This is a genomic window from Pseudobutyrivibrio xylanivorans, from assembly GCF_008935055.1.
In the GTDB taxonomy this organism is placed as follows: domain Bacteria; phylum Bacillota; class Clostridia; order Lachnospirales; family Lachnospiraceae; genus Pseudobutyrivibrio; species Pseudobutyrivibrio xylanivorans_A.
On the sequence record NZ_CP043028.1, the window covers coordinates 1,642,501 to 1,660,866 of the forward strand.

Below are 18,366 nucleotides of genomic sequence, written 5' to 3' on the forward strand. Positions count from 1 at the left end.
GAATAATGGAATATTATATTCTTTACATATAGAAGAAATACTCTCCAGCTCATCACGTGAGTACAAAGTTCCATACTCCGTTGGGAATGATATATATACCATTCCTGGATTAACCATATGCTCTGCACTATCATCCGCATAATGATCTACAAGCATCTGTTTAAGTTCACTCGCGTAAAGCTTACCCTCGTGAGCAGGTATTGCTATAACCTTATGTCCACTATATTCAATTGCTCCAGCCTCATGAACAGCTATATGACCTGTGGCAGCCGCAACAACACCATCATAGTTCGAAAGCATGGAATCAATTACAACCTGATTGGTTTGAGTACCGCCAACAAGGAAATATATATCTGCCTCGGGACATTTAATATATTCTCGAATCTTTTCTTTCGCTTCTTTGCAATAATCATCCTCCCCATAACCAGGAGTAGAAATCATATTACTTTTACTCAAGGCTTCAAGCACCTTTGGATGACACCCCTCTGCGTAATCACATGAAAAATACAGCATAACTTACCTCCTTCTGTTGTGCATATTATTGCATGTACGAAAATAGGCAACCGCTTTCGCGATTGCCTATGTGTAACGGAGAGGGTGGGATTCGAACCCACGCGCCCTTGCGGACAAACGGTTTTCAAGACCGCCTCGTTATGACCACTTCGATACCTCTCCATGTATTTCGTATTTCGTGTTTCGTATCTCCCGAACACGAATAGTATAATATCATCCACCTAATTATATGTCAACAAAAAAATGGAAAAAAATTCAAAAAATCCCATATTCAGAAAATTGTGACAACCATTGATTTTGAGCGATTTTTCTGGCGGTAAATTCATCAGTGTTTGCTGCGTAAAATTGCTTCGCCAAAAGCTATGTCCTCAGGGGTAGTTACCTTGATATTCAAGTAGGATCCTTCTATCATGTGGACGTCATGATCAGTGGCTTTTTCCACTATCATAGCATCGTCCGTGATAGATGTATCTGCATCTGCAATAATCCTATCATAGGCCCCACGTATGAGATTATATTCAAAGCATTGTGGTGTTTGAACAATCCATACATTGCTCCTATCAGGGGTATCAAGAACCTTGCGATGAGTGTCAGTAAGCTTTACCGTGTCCTTAGAACGCATTCCTACAACACAAGACTCATACAAAGCTACAGCCGACATACATCTATGAATAATGTCAACAGATACAAAAGCTCTTGCACAGTCATGAATAAGAACATAACCATCATTTATAACCTGAAGGCCTGCATAGACAGAATTGTAGCGCTCTTCTCCGCCTTCAACGATAGCGATGCACTTATCAATGTGATAGCGCTCTATAATCTCCTTGCGACATTTTTCCACGTCACCAGGCGCTACAACAAGCACAATTTGGGTGCACTTGCTTTCCTGAAAGGTTCGAAGACAATGAACCATCAAGGGAGCATCACCCAATCGCATGTATTGTTTTGGAACCTCCTGCTGCATACGTTTACCACTACCCGCAGCAAGAACTATGGCTGTGAATTTATTCATACCTAATTATTCCACCTCATCAGTCACCTTCGGTGACAGCTTCTCCTCAAGGGGAAGCCTTGTTATTATCTTTCTCCCAGCTTTAAGTTAGGGATGGCATTAAGATCCCAGCTGTCGCGACGACCTGCCAAATACTCATAATATGCTGCTGCACCAATCATCGCTGCATTGTCAGTGCAAAGGATAGGTGAAGGATGGTAGAATTCCACTCCTTTTTCCTTGCACATCTGCTCCATAGCACCTCTAAGAGTCTGATTAGAAGCCACACCACCGGCAATAGCAAACTTATCCATGCCAAATTCATCAATAGCAAGAGCTGCATGCTCACATAATGTATCAATAACGGTCTGCTGGAAGGACGCAGCAATGTCTGCATCGTTTATTGTTTCGCCCTTCATCTGAGCACCATTGATATAATTAAGAACTTGAGATTTAAGACCACTGAAAGAGAAATCATATACTCCATCAGAAACCTTTGGGCGTGTAAATTGGATTGCAAATGGGTCACCTTCGTGAGCAGCCTTTTCAATCTTAGGGCCACCTGGATAACCTAGACCAATCGCTCTGGCCACTTTATCAAAGGCTTCGCCTGCTGCATCGTCCCTTGTACGACCAAGAATTTCGTATTTGCCATAATCTGCCACTCTCACGAGATGAGTGTGGCCACCTGATACAACAAGACACAGAAATGGTGGCTTCAGTTCTTTATTCTCGATATAGTTCGCGCTGATATGTCCCTCGATATGATGGACTCCAATAAGAGGCTTACCTGTTGCAAAAGCGATTGCCTTTGCTTCGGCAACACCTACAAGAAGAGCACCTACAAGACCAGGTCCATAGGTAACGGCAATTGCATCCATGTCCTCAAGTCCCATATCAGCATCTTCCAATGCCTGTTCGATAACCTGATTGATTCGTTCTATGTGTTTTCTTGAAGCAATTTCTGGAACAACACCTCCATAAAGAGTATGGAGTGGAATTTGAGTAGAGATAACGTTACTTCTAACGTCTCTTCCATTTATAACTACAGCCGCTGCAGTTTCATCGCAGGAGCTTTCTATAGCAAGTATTTTTATTTCTTTAGTATCCATTTATTTCATCCTCTGTAGACAGTCTCCAAGTGAGAATCTTCCAATGTCCATTAGAATCTTTTCTAAGGCAAAAATTCTCATAGGTTCTGTTGTATGAGCTTCCTTCTCTGACAAAATAGTTCGAAGTCAGGAAGGCGCATTCATAGCCATGAACTGTCTTGTATTGAACATCTTTTGAATCGCTTACTGTACTGGAAACTATAGTCCTTGACCTATTATGATAATCCTCTATTTCAAGATTGAGTGATGCTAAATAGGTATCCTTAGGATTGTATGATAGTAGTTCATCATCCATGAGCATACGAGCCTGATCTGCCATCTGCTCAAGCTGTTTCTGATCAAAATCCTCAGCATAGTAAGCTGTAATTATTCGATTGTACCATTTGACTACTGCTCTAGGCGTGACAGGGTAATCTGTAGTAAAATTCTTAGAAATGATTGTCTGAACCTCGGATAATTCAACATTCTTTTCCGTACTAGCAGAGGCTTTTCTGGTTGATAAATAGGCATAATACCCCACAACAAGAGAAACCATACAGATTACCGCTATTCCTATACGCAGCACCTTTTTCATATTACTCCTCCGCAAAATCAAGCTCTAAAAACTTGCCATCCTCACCCAACTGGGCCTGTGGAAAAATATCGCAAACTGCTTTCATATAGCGTTTATGTCCCGTCATCGATGGTGAAAAATGAGTGAGCCAAAGTTTTGAAACATTGGCGTCCTTTGCCACCTTGGCAGCCTCATAGAATGTCATATGCTTATTCTGCTTAGCCTTAATAAGCTTCTCTTCCTCAGCATACATTCCTTCACAAATCAAAAGATCCGATTCACTTGCAGCATCTACAAGAGACTTGGTAGGTCTTGTATCTGTGCAATAAGTAACCTTTATTCCCTTTCGAGCATTTCCCATAACCATATCTGGTGTGTAGGTCTTGCCTTCGTGCTGGACAGTCTGCCCCTTTTGAAGTGGATTCCATAAAGTAACAGGAAGACCAAGATTCTTGGCAGCCTCCACATCAAAACGTCCCTTTCTAGGGATATCAATGGTGTAGCCATAGCACAAAACATTATGATTTACTTTAAAAGCATGAATGTGATAGCCAAGAATCTCAAAAGTTTCATCTGGCTCTGTAATTTCATGGAAGTTGATTTCAAAAGGAAGCTCTGGAGCAATTACCCTGAGTGAGTTAACAACTCTTTCCAAGCCCTTTGGACCAACTATAGTAATAGGCTCTGTTCTATCGGAATTTCCCATAGAAAGCAGAAAACCTGGCAAACCACTGACGTGATCTGCGTGGTAATGGGTAAGACATATAATTGAAATTGGGTTTGGCGAAAAACCAGCCTCACGAAGAGCTACCTGAGTTCCCTCACCACAATCAATTAACAGACCTTCGCCATTAAATCTAAATAAACAGGAGGTGAGCCATCTATTAGGCAATGGCATCATGCCTGCTGTTCCTAGTAAACAAACATCTAACATCTATCTATCCTTTTCTATGTCCAAACGCATGCATATCGCGTCTTCGACAGGATTACTGTAAAAATATTTACGTCTTCCAATTTCCTCGAAGCCCAGAGACGTATATAGGTGTCGAGCTGGTGTATTGGATACACGAACCTCTAAAAATATAATATCAATCCCCTTGGATTTCAATTCTTCGATTGAATGGGCCAAAAGCTTCTTTCCTATGCCATGTCCACGATATTCCTCTGATACAACAATATCTGGCAATTCTGACTCCGGTGCAGTAAGATAAAAAACCGCAAAGCCTGCGATAGTACCAGAATCCTCTGCAACTATGATAAAAGCATGATCAGAGCTGATTGCCTCCTGGTATGCCACGGCATTCCATGGGTTACTCATGGCCTCTTCCTCTATAGCAACAATTTGCTCTATATCTGATTCTGTTGCATATCTAAAATCAAAAGCCATTAAGCCTTTCCTTCCTTTTCAGGCATCTGAGACTTTTCGCGTTCCATACGCTCGCGCTCTGCCTGAGATAGTCTAAGATACTCAGGACGATGATCTGCTGCAATCTCACAATCTCCATTTGCATAATAGATTGAGCCAAGAGCAGCTACCGAAGAAGCATGCTGACGATTGAGATGTGCTGGAGCAAATCTGTAAGGCACCTTGATAATTTCAGCAATCTTATCCTTAAATACAGGGACTCCATCACCAAGGAAAGTGACTGGTTGTCCATTCGCATTAATATCTTCAGCAATCTCGCTGAAATCAACAGCACACTGAGCCTTAACGACCTTAAAATCACCGTTGGTTTCAAATAAATAAAGACCCGTATAAACTTGCCCACGTCTCGCATCCATGATAGGGCAAATCAATGAATCACTTCCCCAAAGATTAAATGCCAGCGCATCCACCGTTGGCACGGACACGATTGGGCATCCCAACGAGAGTCCTAATCCCTTAGCTGTTGCAGAAGCAATACGAAGGCCTGTGAAAGAGCCTGGGCCTGCTGAAACTGCAATAGCATCAACTGAATTCAAATCCAGCTCCACCATCTTTGTAAGCTCATCCAGCATTGGAAGTAATGTCTGTGAATGAGTTTTTTTATAGCCTGTGGTGTACTCACCAATTAAATTGTCGTCTTCTACGATGGCCACTGATGCGACAAGGCCAGAGCCATCTATTCCTAAAATCTTCATAGTTTATATCTGTTCTACCGTGATTTTACGGTAGTCGAATCCTTTTTCTAAATCTTTCTCAATTGTAATCTGAGTGTAATGCTCTGGAAGAATATCCTCGATGAGGTTTGCCCACTCGATGAGTGAAACCCCATCACCATAGACATAATCCTCGTAACCGATTTCGTCCATCTCCTCCACGTCACCGATGCGGTAAACATCGAAGTGGTAGAATGGCAATCGACCTGTGTCGTAGACCTGAACGATTGTGAAGGTTGGACTGCAAATCGCCTCATCAATCTGAAGACCGGTAGCAAATCCCTGTGTAAAAACAGTTTTACCAACACCCAAATCGCCTATTAATGTGAATACCTGCCCTGAAGTAGCTTCAGCACCAAGCTTTCGTCCGAGAGCATCTGTTTCTTCTGGTGAATTAGTTTCAAATACTTCTATCATTTTATTTGTAATTTATAATCCTCTACGTGATTTTTAATATAGTCAATGATTGGCTCGTATACATCCTTTATATCTTTCCGCGGAATGATGTACGCATTTACACGATTACTGTAGATGAGAAGATAGTCCTTCCATGTAGAAATCTTGTAAACATATTCCCATGGCAACTCGGCAGGCTCCTCTGTAGATGGAGAACTGACTTTAATGCCAGTATCAACGAGCTCGTAGGTGAGAGGGTACTGAAATACCTCCTGCTGCATCTGTGTTTTAACACGAAGCTTGAGGCTCATCGGAATATATAAAAGAAATACAGTCGCTATCACTGGATAGAGAACCTTGTAGATTAAAGACAGCTGAGGAAATCTCAAAATCCAAACAGCTATAAGCAGAATGAAAAGCACCACTGAAATGATACCTTGACTACTTGTATATGCATGATGAAGATTGAAACGATATAAATCTTCTTCTTTGATCTTTACGCTGAATGAAGTGCTCTGTCCCATAATCCCATAAACTCCCTATTTTTTATTATTTTATCATATTTATTTTTAAAAAAATAGCAAGTGCTGACAGCTTCTCCTCATGTGGAAGTCATTTTAAGCAAAAAAATAGCACGAGTCGAAACCCCTAACGACTCATGCCAACATTTCTCCTAAAAAGCACACTCACTGTTACTTTCCATAAATAAAGTATAGGTATTGTCTATACTAATGTCAACAGTGGCGGCTCTTTAGGGTATTATTTTGTAAGAATGTGCTAATTTCAGTGTGTATTATATGTAAATGATTACAAGACATAAACCTTTAAGCTTTCTTCACCTTATTGAGCTTCATAGTGAGGGCAATTCGTCCCTTCTTCTCATCAACAGAAATAACTTCAACATCTACTATGTCACCTACAGAAACAACCTCAAGTGGATGCTTGATATAGCGGTCTGTCATCTGAGAAATATGCACAAGCCCATCCTGATGTACACCGATGTCAATGAATGCACCAAAATCGATTACATTACGAACAGTACCCTTAAGCTGCATTCCAGGCTTAAGGTCCTTCATTTCAAGAACATCGCTCTTAAGGATTGGCTTCGGCATATCTTCACGTGGGTCGCGCCCTGGCTTCTCAAGTTCCTTGACAATATCCTCCAAAGTCATCTCGCCAACACCAAGTTCTGTGGATAACGCCTTTATGTTAGAGATACTTTTGTGAATATCTTTGAGCGTTCCAGCAGCAATATCCTTTGTACTGAATCCAAGTTTCTCAAGTAAAGCCTTTGCAGCTTCATAGCTCTCAGGGTGAACAGCTGTTGAATCAAGAGGGTTCTTGCCACCTGTGATTCGCATGAAACCAGCGCACTGCTCGAAAGCTTTTGGTCCGAGCTTTGGAACCTTTTTAAGCTCAGCTCTGGAATTGAATCTGCCATTTGTCTCACGATATTCAACGATGTTCTTTGCAAGAGTTTTGTTGATACCTGAAACATATTCTAAAAGTGAAGCTGAGGCAGTGTTAAGGTCTACACCTACAGCATTAACACAGGTCTCTACAACACCTGCAAGAGTCTCATCAAGCTTCTTCTGATTCATATCATGCTGGTACTGACCAACACCAACAGACTTAGGATCAATCTTTACAAGCTCGGCAAGTGGGTCCTGAAGACGGCGAGCCATAGATGTAGCACTACGTTGTCCTACATCGAAGTTAGGGAACTCTTCTGTCGCAAGCTTGCTGGCAGAATAAACTGAAGCACCTGCTTCATTTACGATGATATATTCAACCTTCTCAGGTATTTCCTTGAGCATATCAACGATAATCTGCTCTGACTCACGGCTGGCAGTACCATTACCTAATGAAATAAGGGAAACGTTGTATTTTTTAATAAGGGCTTTGATAACCTTCTTTGTCTCCTCAACCTTGTTCTGTGGAGCTGTTGGATAAACAACTGTTGTATCGAGAACCTTTCCTGTAGCGTCAACTACAGCAATCTTACAACCCGTTCTGAAAGCAGGGTCCCAGCCAAGAACATTACGTCCTGCGATTGGAGGCTGCATGAGAAGTTGTGTAAGGTTCTTGCCGAATACCTTGATAGCTCCATCCTCTGCCATCTCTGTAAGGTTATTTCTGATTTCGTTTTCAATAGAAGGTGCAATAAGTCTTGTGTATGCATCCTCGATTGTATTGATAAGAGCCTGATTCGTATTTACGTTATCACGGCTGATAATTTTCTTCTGAAGGTAGTTAAGGATATCCTCAACTGGTGCCTCTATTGATACCTTGAGAATCTTCTCTTTCTCACCACGATTGAGTGCAAGAATTCTATGTCCCGGAAGCTTTGCAACAGACTCATCGTAATCATAGTAATTCTCATAAACCGATTCTGCCTCAGCATCCTTTGCCTTAGAAACAATACGACCAAATTTGAATGTCTTTTCACGAATCCAAGTTCTGTAATCTGCGTCATCAGAAATACTTTCAGCGATGATATCGCAAGCGCCAGCGATGGCTTCCTCTGGAGTGTTAACCTCCTTCTCAGAATTAATGAATGCCTTTGCCTCTTCCTCAAGAGATTTATCTGTCATCTGAAGAATGATAATGTTTGCAAGTGGTTCTAAGCCTTTTTCCTTTGCGATAGTTGCACGAGTGCGGCGCTTTGGACGGTATGGACGATATAAATCATCTACTGCCACCTGTGTCTCTGCTTCAAGAATTGCCTTTTTAAGCTCATCTGTAAGAAGCCCCTGCTCCTCGATTGATGCAAGGCAGGTCGCCTTTTTATCCTCAAGATTTCTTAGATATGTGAGGCGTTCTGCAAGTGTACGAAGCTGTTCGTCATTAAGACCTCCTGTAGCTTCCTTTCTGTATCGTGAGATGAATGGGACTGTGTTGCCCTCGTCCAATAAACTTACCGCTGCTTCAACCTGAGCGACACGAACCTGTAGCTCCCCAGCAATTTTTTTGTTAATATCCATGTTGAAAACTCCTTAGTTTATATCTCGCTGGTTACGCTATCAAGCCTTGGTATTACTCCGCTCAACTTGAAATGTTTCACTTAAGTAATACCAAGAGCTATATAGCTACCAGCTATTTATACGTAATAAATATTAAATCAACTTTTTTACGCGATTCGACGCTTCGCGTACGAAAATTGACAATGCCCATGTAATGAAAATGCAGGCGAGAAGCAGCGCGAAGATGTCGCGGTGATTGTAATTCTCGACTGACAAATGAGAATAAAACAATATCATAATTCGATGATGTAAAAGGATTACATACCAGCTGATACCTGATATGTATGTGATTATCGTATATACGATTTTATCTGAAGGTATTTCTACATCACGTAATGCAATCAGCATAGTCATGCTGAGAATGAAATAGATTATCTCAGTCTGAACCTGTTTCATCTTCATCCATTCCAAAGACGGAATAAAGCCTATCATACAGAAATATATGAAAATCAAAACTGAAATAATTGCACAGGCAACACGAATTTTAGAGTTAATTTTGTTCTCTCCAAGGAGGTTCTGAAGAAACATTCCCAGGTAAAAATATACGATGATAAATGCTGGATTCATGAGCTGTGTGATCGGGAATGGATTGTAAATATAAAGTAGGAATACGTACCAAACCATTAATACTCCGAGAGTTATGTATTTAAATTTTTTAAGCAACTTGGCAAGCAGTGGGAACAGCACATAGCAAACCACAATGCAAGTCATAAACCACTCACCAATAAGATAGAAATTTGCTCCGGTGAGCTGTGCAACTCCATCTACGCCAAGTATCGTATATACGAATAGCTTAATTGGAAGGTCGTGACCTACCACCTCATTATTCACCAAAAATGAGATAATGAACATTAATGTATAAGCAACATAAAATGGAATAAATAGCCCCTTAAATCGTCTCTTAAAATATTTGCCAATTGGCATCTCGTCCTCATGATTGTACATGAGGGCATACCCCGAAATAACAAACAAAAAAAGACTAGCTGGTCGAGCCAAGATATTAAAGAAATAGTTATAGCCATACATAGCACCATCAGTGCCACCTGCTGTAACTATATACTCCACAAAGAAGTGGTAAAAGAATATAAAAATGACGCCTATATCACGAAGGATATCAAGGCCTATGATTCGTTTTTTCATGTATACTCTCCTAGAATTATTTTCTAGTTAAGTATATAAAAAATAAAATCTGTTATCAACTTTGATATATCTATTGAACATCAAAAAAGCACCCCTCAGGGTGCTTTACTTACTCCATTTTTCATCCCAGATCTGATTAATTCTATCCTTATTTCTGTATATCATGATTATCGCTGCTATGCCGATTGCCACATCAAATAATACCGCTACGACCAATGGAGCATTAACCGCATCTTGAGTCATCACCCCATTTTCCAAGGAGCCATCTGTTACGAAGCATAAATAATCCCACACGGCATGAACAATAATAGGTATTAAAATACTGCCTGAAATCATGAACAATGCAGCAAAATATATACCCATAAATGTTGTAGCAATAACCTGCATTAGTATAACAGAAGGTGCTCCTCCTCCCGTAACATTTACAAAATGTAAAGCACCAAAAACAATTGAAGTTATAATTAGTGTGTATGCTATTTTCTTTTCAGATTTCAAATACATAAGACCAATAGGAATCGCTGCAGCTCTAAACATAGTCTCTTCGCCAAATCCAGCGTTTAGTGCCATACATAGTTTAGTCAATGTTGGCTTAAAAACAAAATCACCCGTAATTATGGTGACAATCTCTGAAGCCACAGCATAGACTACTACAGGTATAAGTATCTTTATCATTTCGCCTAAGGAAATGGACGATTTTAACGAGCCCTTGTAGTTAGGAGTAAACCATAGCTTGATTACAAACAGAAGTATTATAGCCACCAATACATTATAGAGATTGTGCAAAGCATCATTATCAGCCAGGAGACCTTCTACAGGCAATTCAGCTGCTGCCAATAATACAGTAATTATAACAACAGATAAAACTATCGCTAACGCTGGTAGCTTCTCACATATAAAATGCGGAATTCCTCGTTTCTTTTCCATAATAAAATCTCCTTTCCTACACCATTTTGCCACCATAGAAGCTCTTTCATAATTTATTTATTAATTATAAAAAACTTCTATGTTAAAAGTGTGTAAAGACAAAAAAAGGGGCTGTGAAAAAATGAGATAATCATTTTTTCCAGCTCCCTTTTTATATCATTTTTTGTGAGGTATGCTGTTTCTGGCAAAAATAGAGTATAATGCCCCTTTCCCCAAAAAACTACAAACTTTTTTGATTAGGCAGCTTCTTGGAGACGCATCTTTTTATTGTGATATTTATATAAGTTATGACCTATTGAAACCAAAAGAACCTCAAGTTTTACGGATTCTATTCCTTTTCGGACTATTCTTTTATACCAACGATCATTTTTTATGATTCCGAAAGTACCTTCCGCTTGAATGGATCTGTTCATTCTAAGGAGTGCTCCCTGGATGCTTTCAAGATTATTTATAACCTCCTGATGCATAGCGGTCAGTTCTTCGTTTATTCTTACGGTTTTGTTTTTATCTGTTTTCTTACACTTCGATGCATAGGGACAACCACTGCAGTCTTCACACTGATAGACTTCTTCTTGCCGGCCATACTGGTTTCCTTTTACATGCTGCCTGTATAGAAAGTTGAAGCTCCTCCCATTAGGACAACGCATTTTCCCATCATCACCGATCTCAAAATTAACAGCTCTGAATGGATCGTTGTGATATTTCTTATCGGTCGTCTCCTTTTTAAACATTGTGAACTTCATGTACTTTTTCATGCCTTTTTGCTCGCAAAAGATATAATTATTGAACGAGCCATATCCAGCATCAGCCACAGGATATTTTGGATAAAAGCCATATGTTTCATAATACTTATTCATCAACGGTATGAAGCAGTCCATGTCAGATCTGTATTGATTAACATCAACAACTGCTATGTATTCATCAGCTACACCAATCTGAACGTTGTATGCGGGAAGAAGCTGGTCGTTTCCCATGTAGTCGGTCTTTATTCTCATGAATGTAGCGGAAGGATCTGTCTTTGAATAGCTGTTCCTGTTTTCTCCACAGATGCTGATTTTTGTGACATATTCATTGAGCTTTGTTGTGTACTCTACAAGCTTTTCGTACTGTCTCTGCTGGACGGTTTTCCTATGTCCTTTTCCTGAAACAAAAGTTGAAGTATCAAGCTTCCATATCTCAGAAAACCGTTCTGTTATCTGGCGCATATATTCAGGCATGTACTCTGTATTAGTCTCAATCTTGATTCCGCTCCACTGAAGATCGCTGTTGATTTCTTGCAGTAATTTAGTAATCTTTTCAAAAAGACGGTAACGGGATTTTTCCGTGGCCTTCTTCCATACCCAAGTATATTTGTTAGCATTAGCTTCAAACTTCGAACCATCAATATAAAGATGATTCAGGTCAACTTTATGCCTGCTGAATATTTCCTGATTAATATCATTGAAAATATCCTCTATTGAATCCTTTAACACATCGTTTATGAAATAGCTGAAGGTTCTGTAAGAAGGAGTTTCCCTGTCCATAAGATACATAAATCGAATGTTAACCCTACAGTTTTCTTGAAGTCCTCTTAGTGAAATATATCCTTCACTCATAAAACCGAATAGTACGGTTTTCAACATTTTGACTGGATTATATCTGATTCTGCCAAGCTTATGCTCTGGCACATTTTTCAGATACTTCTCAAGATTCATACCTCCCACGAGTTCGTCAAAAGTAAAAACCGGATCACAGATATCCAAGCAATCTGAAATAAAAAATGGTAAAACGCCCTGATTTAGAGTATTATAAGAATTGGTTTGATTGATCATGGTAATATTTTACCATGAAAAAAGAGAAGTAATCGGCTGTTTCCAGCTATTACTTCTCTTTTTTTCATGAGCTGATTATTTCACAGCCCCTTTTCCTTTTCGTATTAAACTGTTTCTACATTTCTTGTTGCTACAACGTCTACGCCAGTTCCGCAAACATCTTTAACAACCACATCTCCGATATGAACAGGAGCTTTCATGACTGCTGCATCAATCTCCTTCATAACGTCTGCGATTTTGTCCTTTGGAATGTTGGACTTTGTCTTAACTGAAACACGTAGCTTATCCCCGCCTAAGATAACAGCTGTAGATGTAACTGTTCTTTCAGGATGTGTCACCTCGTTTTTAGCATAATTTTCGCCGATTTTGCAAGTGTTACCTGTTACAGATAAAACCTCGCCATTTTCTAATTCTACTGTAATCTGGCACCCCATTGGGCAGCCGATACAAGTTAATTCTCTTTTTTCCATAATTTATCTGCCGCCTCCTTCTATTCTGCTTCAATCTTTACTGTGATTTTCTTTAAACCTGGCTTTTCAGCAAGCTTATCCTTGAGAAGGATAACCTGCTCCATCTCGCCTGGTGCCATGATACGCTTCTTGTTGTGCATTACTCTCTCATCATCAAAGTAAACACTTACGTATGAATCCTTATAAACTGCACCAACACGGAAACGAACTGTAAGCTTATCATCCATTCTGTCTACATTGATTGTAGATGGAACTGTGTAACGTGCGCCTTCTGTTGCAACGATTTCGATATCAGCTGCACCTTCTGAAAGTTCACCTTTTACAAACTTAGCAGCGTTATGGCCTGCTCTGTCTGCTTCTTCAGATACGTAATCAACAAGATCATGTACATGAAGAACGTTACCACAAGCAAATACACCTGGGATGTTTGTCTCAAGAGATTCATTTACAACTGGGCCGCTTGTAATTGGGCTCATCTCTACACCTGCTGTTCTTGAAAGCTCGTTTTCTGGGATAAGTCCACAAGAAAGAAGAAGAGTATCACAAGTGTATCTTTCCTCTGTACCAGGGATTGGCTTGCCTTTGTTGTCAACTGCTGCAATTGTAACAGCTGTAAGGTGCTCCTTGCCCTCGATATCAACAACTGTGTGTGAAAGCTTAAGAGGAATACCAAAGTCATCAAGACACTGAACAATATTTCTCTTTAAACCGCCTGAGTAAGGCATAAGCTCTGCTACAACCTTAACCTTGGCACCTTCAAGTGTCATACGACGTGCCATGATAAGTCCGATATCACCTGAACCAAGGATAACTACCTCACGACCTGGCATATAGCCCTCGATGTTTACAAGACGCTGAGCTGTACCTGCTGAGAAAATGCCAGCTGGTCTGTAGCCTGGAATGTTTAAAGCTCCTCTTGGACGCTCACGGCATCCCATTGCAAGGATAACTGCACCAGCCTTAATCTGGTACATTCCATCCTCACGGCTCATAGCTGTAACAACTCTGTCCTCAGAAATATCCATTACCATTGTGTTGAGCTTGTACTCGATTTTTGCATCAAGGACCTTCTCAATGAAACGATAAGCATACTCTGGACCTGTAAGCTCCTCTTTAAATGTGTGGAGTCCGAAACCATTGTGGATACACTGATTAAGGATACCACCTAATTCCTTATCTCTTTCTAAAATAAGAATTTTATCTACGCCAGCATTTCTTGCTGCAACTGCTGCTGCAAGACCAGCTGGACCACCGCCAACAATAACAATATCATAATTTAACATTATTTCTCGCCTCCCTTCTGATTTTTGGTGCGCTCGATTACAATATTTGAACGTCCGCCACTCTTTGTAATTTCCTCGTATTCAAGGCCGAGCTCTCTGTGAAGAATTTCCATTGTCTTAGGTGAGCAGAATCCTGCCTGACATCTTCCCATTCCTGCACGTGTTCTTCTCTTAACACCGTCCAATGAACGTGCTCCTAAAGGTCTGTGAATTGCATCAAGAATCTCTCCCTCTGAAATAGATTCACAGCGGCAAATAATGTTACCATAAGCTGGATTTTTCTTAATTAATTCATTTCTTTCTTCAACTGAAAGGTCAGCTGGGTTCATAACATCCTTACGTGTGCTAATCCAGTTAGCCTTTGGTGTAAGTCCCATCATTTCCTTTAACATATTTCCTACCATCTCGCCGATAGCTGGGCTAGATGTGAGACCTGGTGACTCGATTGCTGCACAGTCAATAAAGTGTGGAGCACCATCAACCTCACCAATAATAAACTCATGACGAGCTTCGTGTGCACGAAGTCCTGCAAATGATGTAATAACCTTTCTCATAGGAAGGTTCTTTACATGGTCATTTGCCTTTGCAATAAGATCATTGATTCCATCAGCTGTTGTGTTTGTGCCTTCTTTATCTTCAATATCAATAGCTGTTGGTCCAACGATAAGATTGCCGTGAACAGTAGGTGATACAAGAACACCCTTACCAAGGTTAGTAGGCTGTGGGAAGATTGTGTGTGATACGTGATTACCAACTTCCTTATCAAGGAGGCAATAATCTCCACGACGAGGAATGATTTCAATCTTGTCATCATCCTTGCTAACCATATTGTGGATTACACCAGAATAAACTCCTGCTGCATTCACTACATATCTAGAAACATACTCACCATTGTTGGTACGAATATGCCATAATCCATCTTCATCTTTCTTAATATTTTCAACCTTTGTGTTGAATCTGAAGTCTACTCCGTTTACATTTGCATTCTCTGCCATTGCGATGCAAAGCTTGAATGGGCAGATGATTCCGCCAGTTGGTGCATATAATGCTCCTTCTACATTGTCAGAAAGGTTAGGCTCCATCTCGAGAGCTTCCTCACGAGTAAGAATCTTTAAGCCCTTAACACCATTCTTAACTCCTCTGTCGTAAAGCTCCTGAAGTCCTGGAAGAGCTTCCTTGTGGATACATACGACCATAGAACCGTTTCTCTTAAATGGAATGTCCAAATCACGGCAGAGGTCATCCATCATCTCATTTCCACGTACGTTAAGTTTTGCCATTAATGAACCTGCAGCTGCGTCAAAGCCTGCATGAACAATTGCTGAATTAGCTTTTGATGTACCTTCACATACATCCTCACATTTTTCAAGAACACAGACGTTAGCTTCGAAACGTGAGAGTTCCCTTGCAATTGCGCTTCCTGAAACGCCTGCGCCTATGATTATGACATCATACAACATATTTTTATCTCCTTCTTATAAGAGAAGGCGAGAGAAATAAACTACGTCCCCCGTAGTTTCATAACACTCTCGCCTCCAAAATTCGCTATTAAATTCTTAACTAAATCTTAGCCAAACATCTGAGCAGCTGCAAGTGCATTGTAAAGAAGTGATGCAACAATACCGCCACAGATAGGTGCTACTGCTGGAATCCATCCATAGCTCCAGTTTCCGTCCTTCTTACCAAAGTTTGGTGCAAGAAGAAGGTAAGCAATACGAGGAGCTGTATCTCTTGCTGCGTTCATAGCGTATCCTGTAAGGCCACCAAATGAAGCACCGCAAGCAACGATTACGCCATATACGAGTACCCAAACTGTACGATCTGAACCTGCTGGAATAAGAGCAAGTGTAAATACAAGTACGAATGTAGCTACGAACTCAGAGAAGAAGTTGAGTACCTGGTTAGGAATTGAAGCTCCTGTACAGAAGCATCCTCTGATTACAGCATCATCAGCTGTTTCCTTAATATGATCTCCGTAAAGGAAGATAAGGATAGCTGCGCCTACGAAACCACCAAGCATCTGAGCTACGATCTGTCCAGGAACTGTGCTCCAGTCACCAGATCTAATTGCAATACCAATTGTAACTGCTGGGTTAAATGCTGAAGGACATCCTGTGAAATTGCTCATTGCAAATGCAGGAACCATAACTGCCATTCCCCATCCAATAAGGATGTGAACTGCTCCGCCGCCCTTGAAACCTGACTTGTTCAAAGAAACGTTACAGCAAACACCATCGCCGAGTAATACAAGTAATATAGTACCTATAAACTCTCCTAAATAAACTGACATATACATTTACCCCCTTAATACATTTAATAATTTTCAGCACTACCTCCACAGTCCGCCAGTCACGCTTACAAGCCTTGGCATCACTTAGTTCAGCTTGGAATGCTTCACTTAAGTAATACCAAGAGCTTGTCTGCTACTGACTCATGTAAATAATGCACACACTCTTTAAACTATGAAGGGTGCTTATTGTATTCAGTTTTACGAATTACGTTTTATTCCCTAGCCCAGCCTCTTGTTGCTGCTACAGCCTTTGACCAGCCCTTGATAGCTGCTGTTCTGTCAGCATCTGTCATTTCTGGCTTGAACTCGCGGTCTACTGACCAGTTCTGGATAACGTCTTCCTTGCTCTTCCAGTATCCAACTGCAAGACCTGCAAGGTAAGCAGCACCCATAGCTGTTGTCTCAACACAGCTTGGACGAAGAACGTCAGTGTTGATAATATCAGACTGGAACTGCATCAAGAAGTTGTTGTTTGATGCACCACCATCAACCTTGAGAGCTGTAAGATGCTTGCCAGAATCAAGCTCCATAGCATGGAGAACATCGTATGTCTGATAAGCAAGAGACTCAAGTGTTGCTCTGATAAGGTGATATTTGTTAACACCACGTGTAAGACCTGTGATTGCTCCACGTGCGTATGGATCCCAGTAAGGAGCTCCAAGACCTGTGAATGCAGGTACAACGTAGCAACCGTTTGTATCCTTAACACGAGTAGCGAAGTACTCTGAATCTGGTGAAGAATCAACAATCTTTAACTCGTCACGGAGCCACTGGATAGCAGCACCAGCAACGTATACAGAACCCTCAAGTGCGTATGTAACCTTCCCATCAAGACCCCATGCAATAGTTGTAAGAAGATCATTCTTGGAGAAGATTGGCTTCTCGCCTGTGTTCATAAGCATGAAGCAACCTGTTCCGTATGTATTCTTTGCCTCGCCCTCTTTGTAGCATGTCTGTCCGAAAAGAGCTGCCTGCTGATCGCCAGCAGCACCAGCGATACGGATAGGACCACCGAAGAACTCAGGATCTGTCTCACCATAGATGCAGCTTGAAGGCTTAGCCTCTGGAAGCATGCTCTTTGGAATCTCAAGAATCTGGCAAAGCTCATCATCCCACTCAAGAGTGTTGATATTGAATAATAATGTACGAGATGCGTTAGAGTAGTCTGTAACGTGTACTTTGCCCTTTGTGAGCTTGTAGATTAACCAAGAATCTACAGTACCGAAGCAAAGCTCGCCTTTTTCTGCTCTCTCACGTGCGCCCTCTACATTATCAAGGATCCAACGAATCTTTGTACCAGAGAAGTATGGGTCAAACTTAAGACCTGTCTTCTGTTGGAATTTCTCTACGATACCTGGAACCTTACCCTTCATCTGCTCAGCAAAATCTGCTGTACGACGGCACTGCCATACGATTGCATGTGTGATAGGCTGTCCTGTTGCTCTATCCCAAACGATAACTGTCTCACGCTGATTTGTGATACCAATTGCTGCGATATCATCTGATGTAGCGCCAACCTTTCTCATTGCTTCACGAGCAACTGAAAGCTGTGTCTGCCAAATTTCGTTGGCATCATGCTCAACCCAACCTGGCTGTGGGAAATACTGTGTAAATTCCTTCTGTGCAACAGAGCACATCTCACCTTTCTCATTAAAAAGGATACATCTGTTACTTGTTGTTCCGGCATCAAGAGCCATTACATATTTTGCCATTATTAC

The 18,366-nt window shown here is 40.9% G+C and carries 18 protein-coding genes and 1 tRNA gene (1 of these 19 only partly in view); all 19 read right to left on the reverse strand.

Annotated features, from left to right (window positions below; translation table 11 throughout):
* A protein-coding gene (locus FXF36_RS07460; protein WP_151623173.1) for a threonine aldolase family protein crosses the window boundary here: on the reverse strand, window positions 1-513 show its 5' portion. Its footprint begins 510 nt before the window's first position; the window shows 513 of its 1,023 coding nt (coding positions 1-513); it begins with the start codon at window positions 511-513; its stop codon lies beyond the left edge, outside the window.
* A 76-nt stretch (window positions 514-589) separates the two neighbouring features.
* Window positions 590-675 (reverse strand) — tRNA-Ser (locus FXF36_RS07465).
* A 163-nt stretch (window positions 676-838) separates the two neighbouring features.
* The gene (gene ispD, locus FXF36_RS07470) at window positions 839-1,528 is read right to left on the reverse strand and encodes a 2-C-methyl-D-erythritol 4-phosphate cytidylyltransferase (protein ID WP_151623174.1); all 690 of its coding nucleotides are present in this window, start codon (window positions 1,526-1,528) and stop codon (window positions 839-841) included.
* A 65-nt stretch (window positions 1,529-1,593) separates the two neighbouring features.
* Window positions 1,594-2,619 carry a tRNA (adenosine(37)-N6)-threonylcarbamoyltransferase complex transferase subunit TsaD gene (gene tsaD / locus FXF36_RS07475; protein ID WP_151623175.1) on the reverse strand — a complete coding sequence of 342 codons (1,026 nt, stop codon included), beginning with the start codon at window positions 2,617-2,619 and terminating at the stop codon, window positions 1,594-1,596.
* Entirely contained in the window at window positions 2,609-3,193 is a 585-nt protein-coding gene (locus FXF36_RS07480; RefSeq protein ID WP_151623176.1) for a DUF6715 family protein, read from the reverse strand. Before FXF36_RS07480 ends, tsaD begins: the two co-directional genes overlap by 11 nt.
* A 1-nt stretch (window position 3,194) precedes the next feature.
* Window positions 3,195-4,106 carry a ribonuclease Z gene (locus FXF36_RS07485; RefSeq protein WP_151623177.1) on the reverse strand — a complete coding sequence of 304 codons (912 nt, stop codon included), beginning with the start codon at window positions 4,104-4,106 and terminating at the stop codon, window positions 3,195-3,197.
* The gene (rimI, locus tag FXF36_RS07490) at window positions 4,107-4,559 is read right to left on the reverse strand and encodes a ribosomal protein S18-alanine N-acetyltransferase (RefSeq protein WP_151623178.1); all 453 of its coding nucleotides are present in this window, start codon (window positions 4,557-4,559) and stop codon (window positions 4,107-4,109) included.
* Complete coding sequence (gene tsaB / locus FXF36_RS07495) at window positions 4,559-5,293, reverse strand: tRNA (adenosine(37)-N6)-threonylcarbamoyltransferase complex dimerization subunit type 1 TsaB (protein WP_151623179.1); 735 nt, start codon at window positions 5,291-5,293, stop codon at window positions 4,559-4,561. Before tsaB ends, rimI begins: the two co-directional genes overlap by 1 nt.
* Before the next feature lie 3 nt (window positions 5,294-5,296).
* Complete coding sequence (gene tsaE / locus FXF36_RS07500) at window positions 5,297-5,728, reverse strand: tRNA (adenosine(37)-N6)-threonylcarbamoyltransferase complex ATPase subunit type 1 TsaE (protein ID WP_151623180.1); 432 nt, start codon at window positions 5,726-5,728, stop codon at window positions 5,297-5,299.
* The gene (locus tag FXF36_RS07505) at window positions 5,725-6,231 is read right to left on the reverse strand and encodes a YcxB family protein (RefSeq protein ID WP_151623181.1); all 507 of its coding nucleotides are present in this window, start codon (window positions 6,229-6,231) and stop codon (window positions 5,725-5,727) included. The genes tsaE and FXF36_RS07505 overlap by 4 nt, the downstream gene beginning before the upstream one ends.
* A gap of 300 nt (window positions 6,232-6,531) precedes the next feature.
* A complete protein-coding gene (locus tag FXF36_RS07510; RefSeq protein ID WP_151623182.1) occupies window positions 6,532-8,691 on the reverse strand; it encodes a Tex family protein in 2,160 nt (719 codons plus the stop codon).
* A 132-nt stretch (window positions 8,692-8,823) separates the two neighbouring features.
* Window positions 8,824-9,870 carry an acyltransferase family protein gene (locus tag FXF36_RS07515; RefSeq protein ID WP_151623183.1) on the reverse strand — a complete coding sequence of 349 codons (1,047 nt, stop codon included), beginning with the start codon at window positions 9,868-9,870 and terminating at the stop codon, window positions 8,824-8,826.
* A gap of 105 nt (window positions 9,871-9,975) precedes the next feature.
* Entirely contained in the window at window positions 9,976-10,794 is an 819-nt protein-coding gene (locus FXF36_RS07520; protein ID WP_167511320.1) for a CPBP family intramembrane glutamic endopeptidase, read from the reverse strand.
* A 236-nt stretch (window positions 10,795-11,030) separates the two neighbouring features.
* Window positions 11,031-12,605: an IS1182 family transposase gene (locus FXF36_RS07525; protein ID WP_151623185.1), complete on the reverse strand. Its 1,575-nt coding sequence runs from the start codon at window positions 12,603-12,605 to the stop codon at window positions 11,031-11,033.
* A gap of 104 nt (window positions 12,606-12,709) precedes the next feature.
* Entirely contained in the window at window positions 12,710-13,075 is a 366-nt protein-coding gene (locus tag FXF36_RS07530; RefSeq protein WP_151623186.1) for a DUF1667 domain-containing protein, read from the reverse strand.
* A gap of 20 nt (window positions 13,076-13,095) precedes the next feature.
* Window positions 13,096-14,358 carry an NAD(P)/FAD-dependent oxidoreductase gene (locus FXF36_RS07535; RefSeq protein WP_151623187.1) on the reverse strand — a complete coding sequence of 421 codons (1,263 nt, stop codon included), beginning with the start codon at window positions 14,356-14,358 and terminating at the stop codon, window positions 13,096-13,098.
* On the reverse strand, window positions 14,358-15,815 hold the full coding sequence (locus FXF36_RS07540; protein ID WP_151625723.1) for an NAD(P)/FAD-dependent oxidoreductase: 1,458 nt from the start codon (window positions 15,813-15,815) through the stop codon (window positions 14,358-14,360). The genes FXF36_RS07535 and FXF36_RS07540 overlap by 1 nt, the downstream gene beginning before the upstream one ends.
* 110 nt (window positions 15,816-15,925) lie before the next feature.
* Window positions 15,926-16,648: an MIP/aquaporin family protein gene (locus FXF36_RS07545; RefSeq protein WP_151623188.1), complete on the reverse strand. Its 723-nt coding sequence runs from the start codon at window positions 16,646-16,648 to the stop codon at window positions 15,926-15,928.
* A 212-nt stretch (window positions 16,649-16,860) separates the two neighbouring features.
* Entirely contained in the window at window positions 16,861-18,360 is a 1,500-nt protein-coding gene (gene glpK / locus FXF36_RS07550; RefSeq protein ID WP_151623189.1) for a glycerol kinase GlpK, read from the reverse strand.
* Window positions 18,361-18,366: the final 6 nt, after the last annotated feature.

Coding starts and splice junctions, on each gene's coding strand:
- tsaE (WP_151623180.1), bottom strand. CDS start 5,728: ATGATAGAAGTATTTGAAACTAATTCACCAGAAGAAACAGATGCTCTC.
- FXF36_RS07485 (WP_151623177.1), bottom strand. CDS start 4,106: ATGTTAGATGTTTGTTTACTAGGAACAGCAGGCATGATGCCATTGCCT.
- FXF36_RS07480 (WP_151623176.1), bottom strand. CDS start 3,193: ATGAAAAAGGTGCTGCGTATAGGAATAGCGGTAATCTGTATGGTTTCT.
- glpK (WP_151623189.1), bottom strand. CDS start 18,360: ATGGCAAAATATGTAATGGCTCTTGATGCCGGAACAACAAGTAACAGA.
- FXF36_RS07545 (WP_151623188.1), bottom strand. CDS start 16,648: ATGTCAGTTTATTTAGGAGAGTTTATAGGTACTATATTACTTGTATTA.
- FXF36_RS07530 (WP_151623186.1), bottom strand. CDS start 13,075: ATGGAAAAAAGAGAATTAACTTGTATCGGCTGCCCAATGGGGTGCCAG.
- FXF36_RS07510 (WP_151623182.1), bottom strand. CDS start 8,691: ATGGATATTAACAAAAAAATTGCTGGGGAGCTACAGGTTCGTGTCGCT.
- FXF36_RS07520 (WP_167511320.1), bottom strand. CDS start 10,794: ATGGAAAAGAAACGAGGAATTCCGCATTTTATATGTGAGAAGCTACCA.
- ispD (WP_151623174.1), bottom strand. CDS start 1,528: ATGAATAAATTCACAGCCATAGTTCTTGCTGCGGGTAGTGGTAAACGT.
- rimI (WP_151623178.1), bottom strand. CDS start 4,559: ATGGCTTTTGATTTTAGATATGCAACAGAATCAGATATAGAGCAAATT.
- FXF36_RS07505 (WP_151623181.1), bottom strand. CDS start 6,231: ATGGGACAGAGCACTTCATTCAGCGTAAAGATCAAAGAAGAAGATTTA.
- FXF36_RS07525 (WP_151623185.1), bottom strand. CDS start 12,605: ATGATCAATCAAACCAATTCTTATAATACTCTAAATCAGGGCGTTTTA.
- FXF36_RS07535 (WP_151623187.1), bottom strand. CDS start 14,358: ATGTTAAATTATGATATTGTTATTGTTGGCGGTGGTCCAGCTGGTCTT.
- tsaB (WP_151623179.1), bottom strand. CDS start 5,293: ATGAAGATTTTAGGAATAGATGGCTCTGGCCTTGTCGCATCAGTGGCC.
- FXF36_RS07515 (WP_151623183.1), bottom strand. CDS start 9,870: ATGAAAAAACGAATCATAGGCCTTGATATCCTTCGTGATATAGGCGTC.
- tsaD (WP_151623175.1), bottom strand. CDS start 2,619: ATGGATACTAAAGAAATAAAAATACTTGCTATAGAAAGCTCCTGCGAT.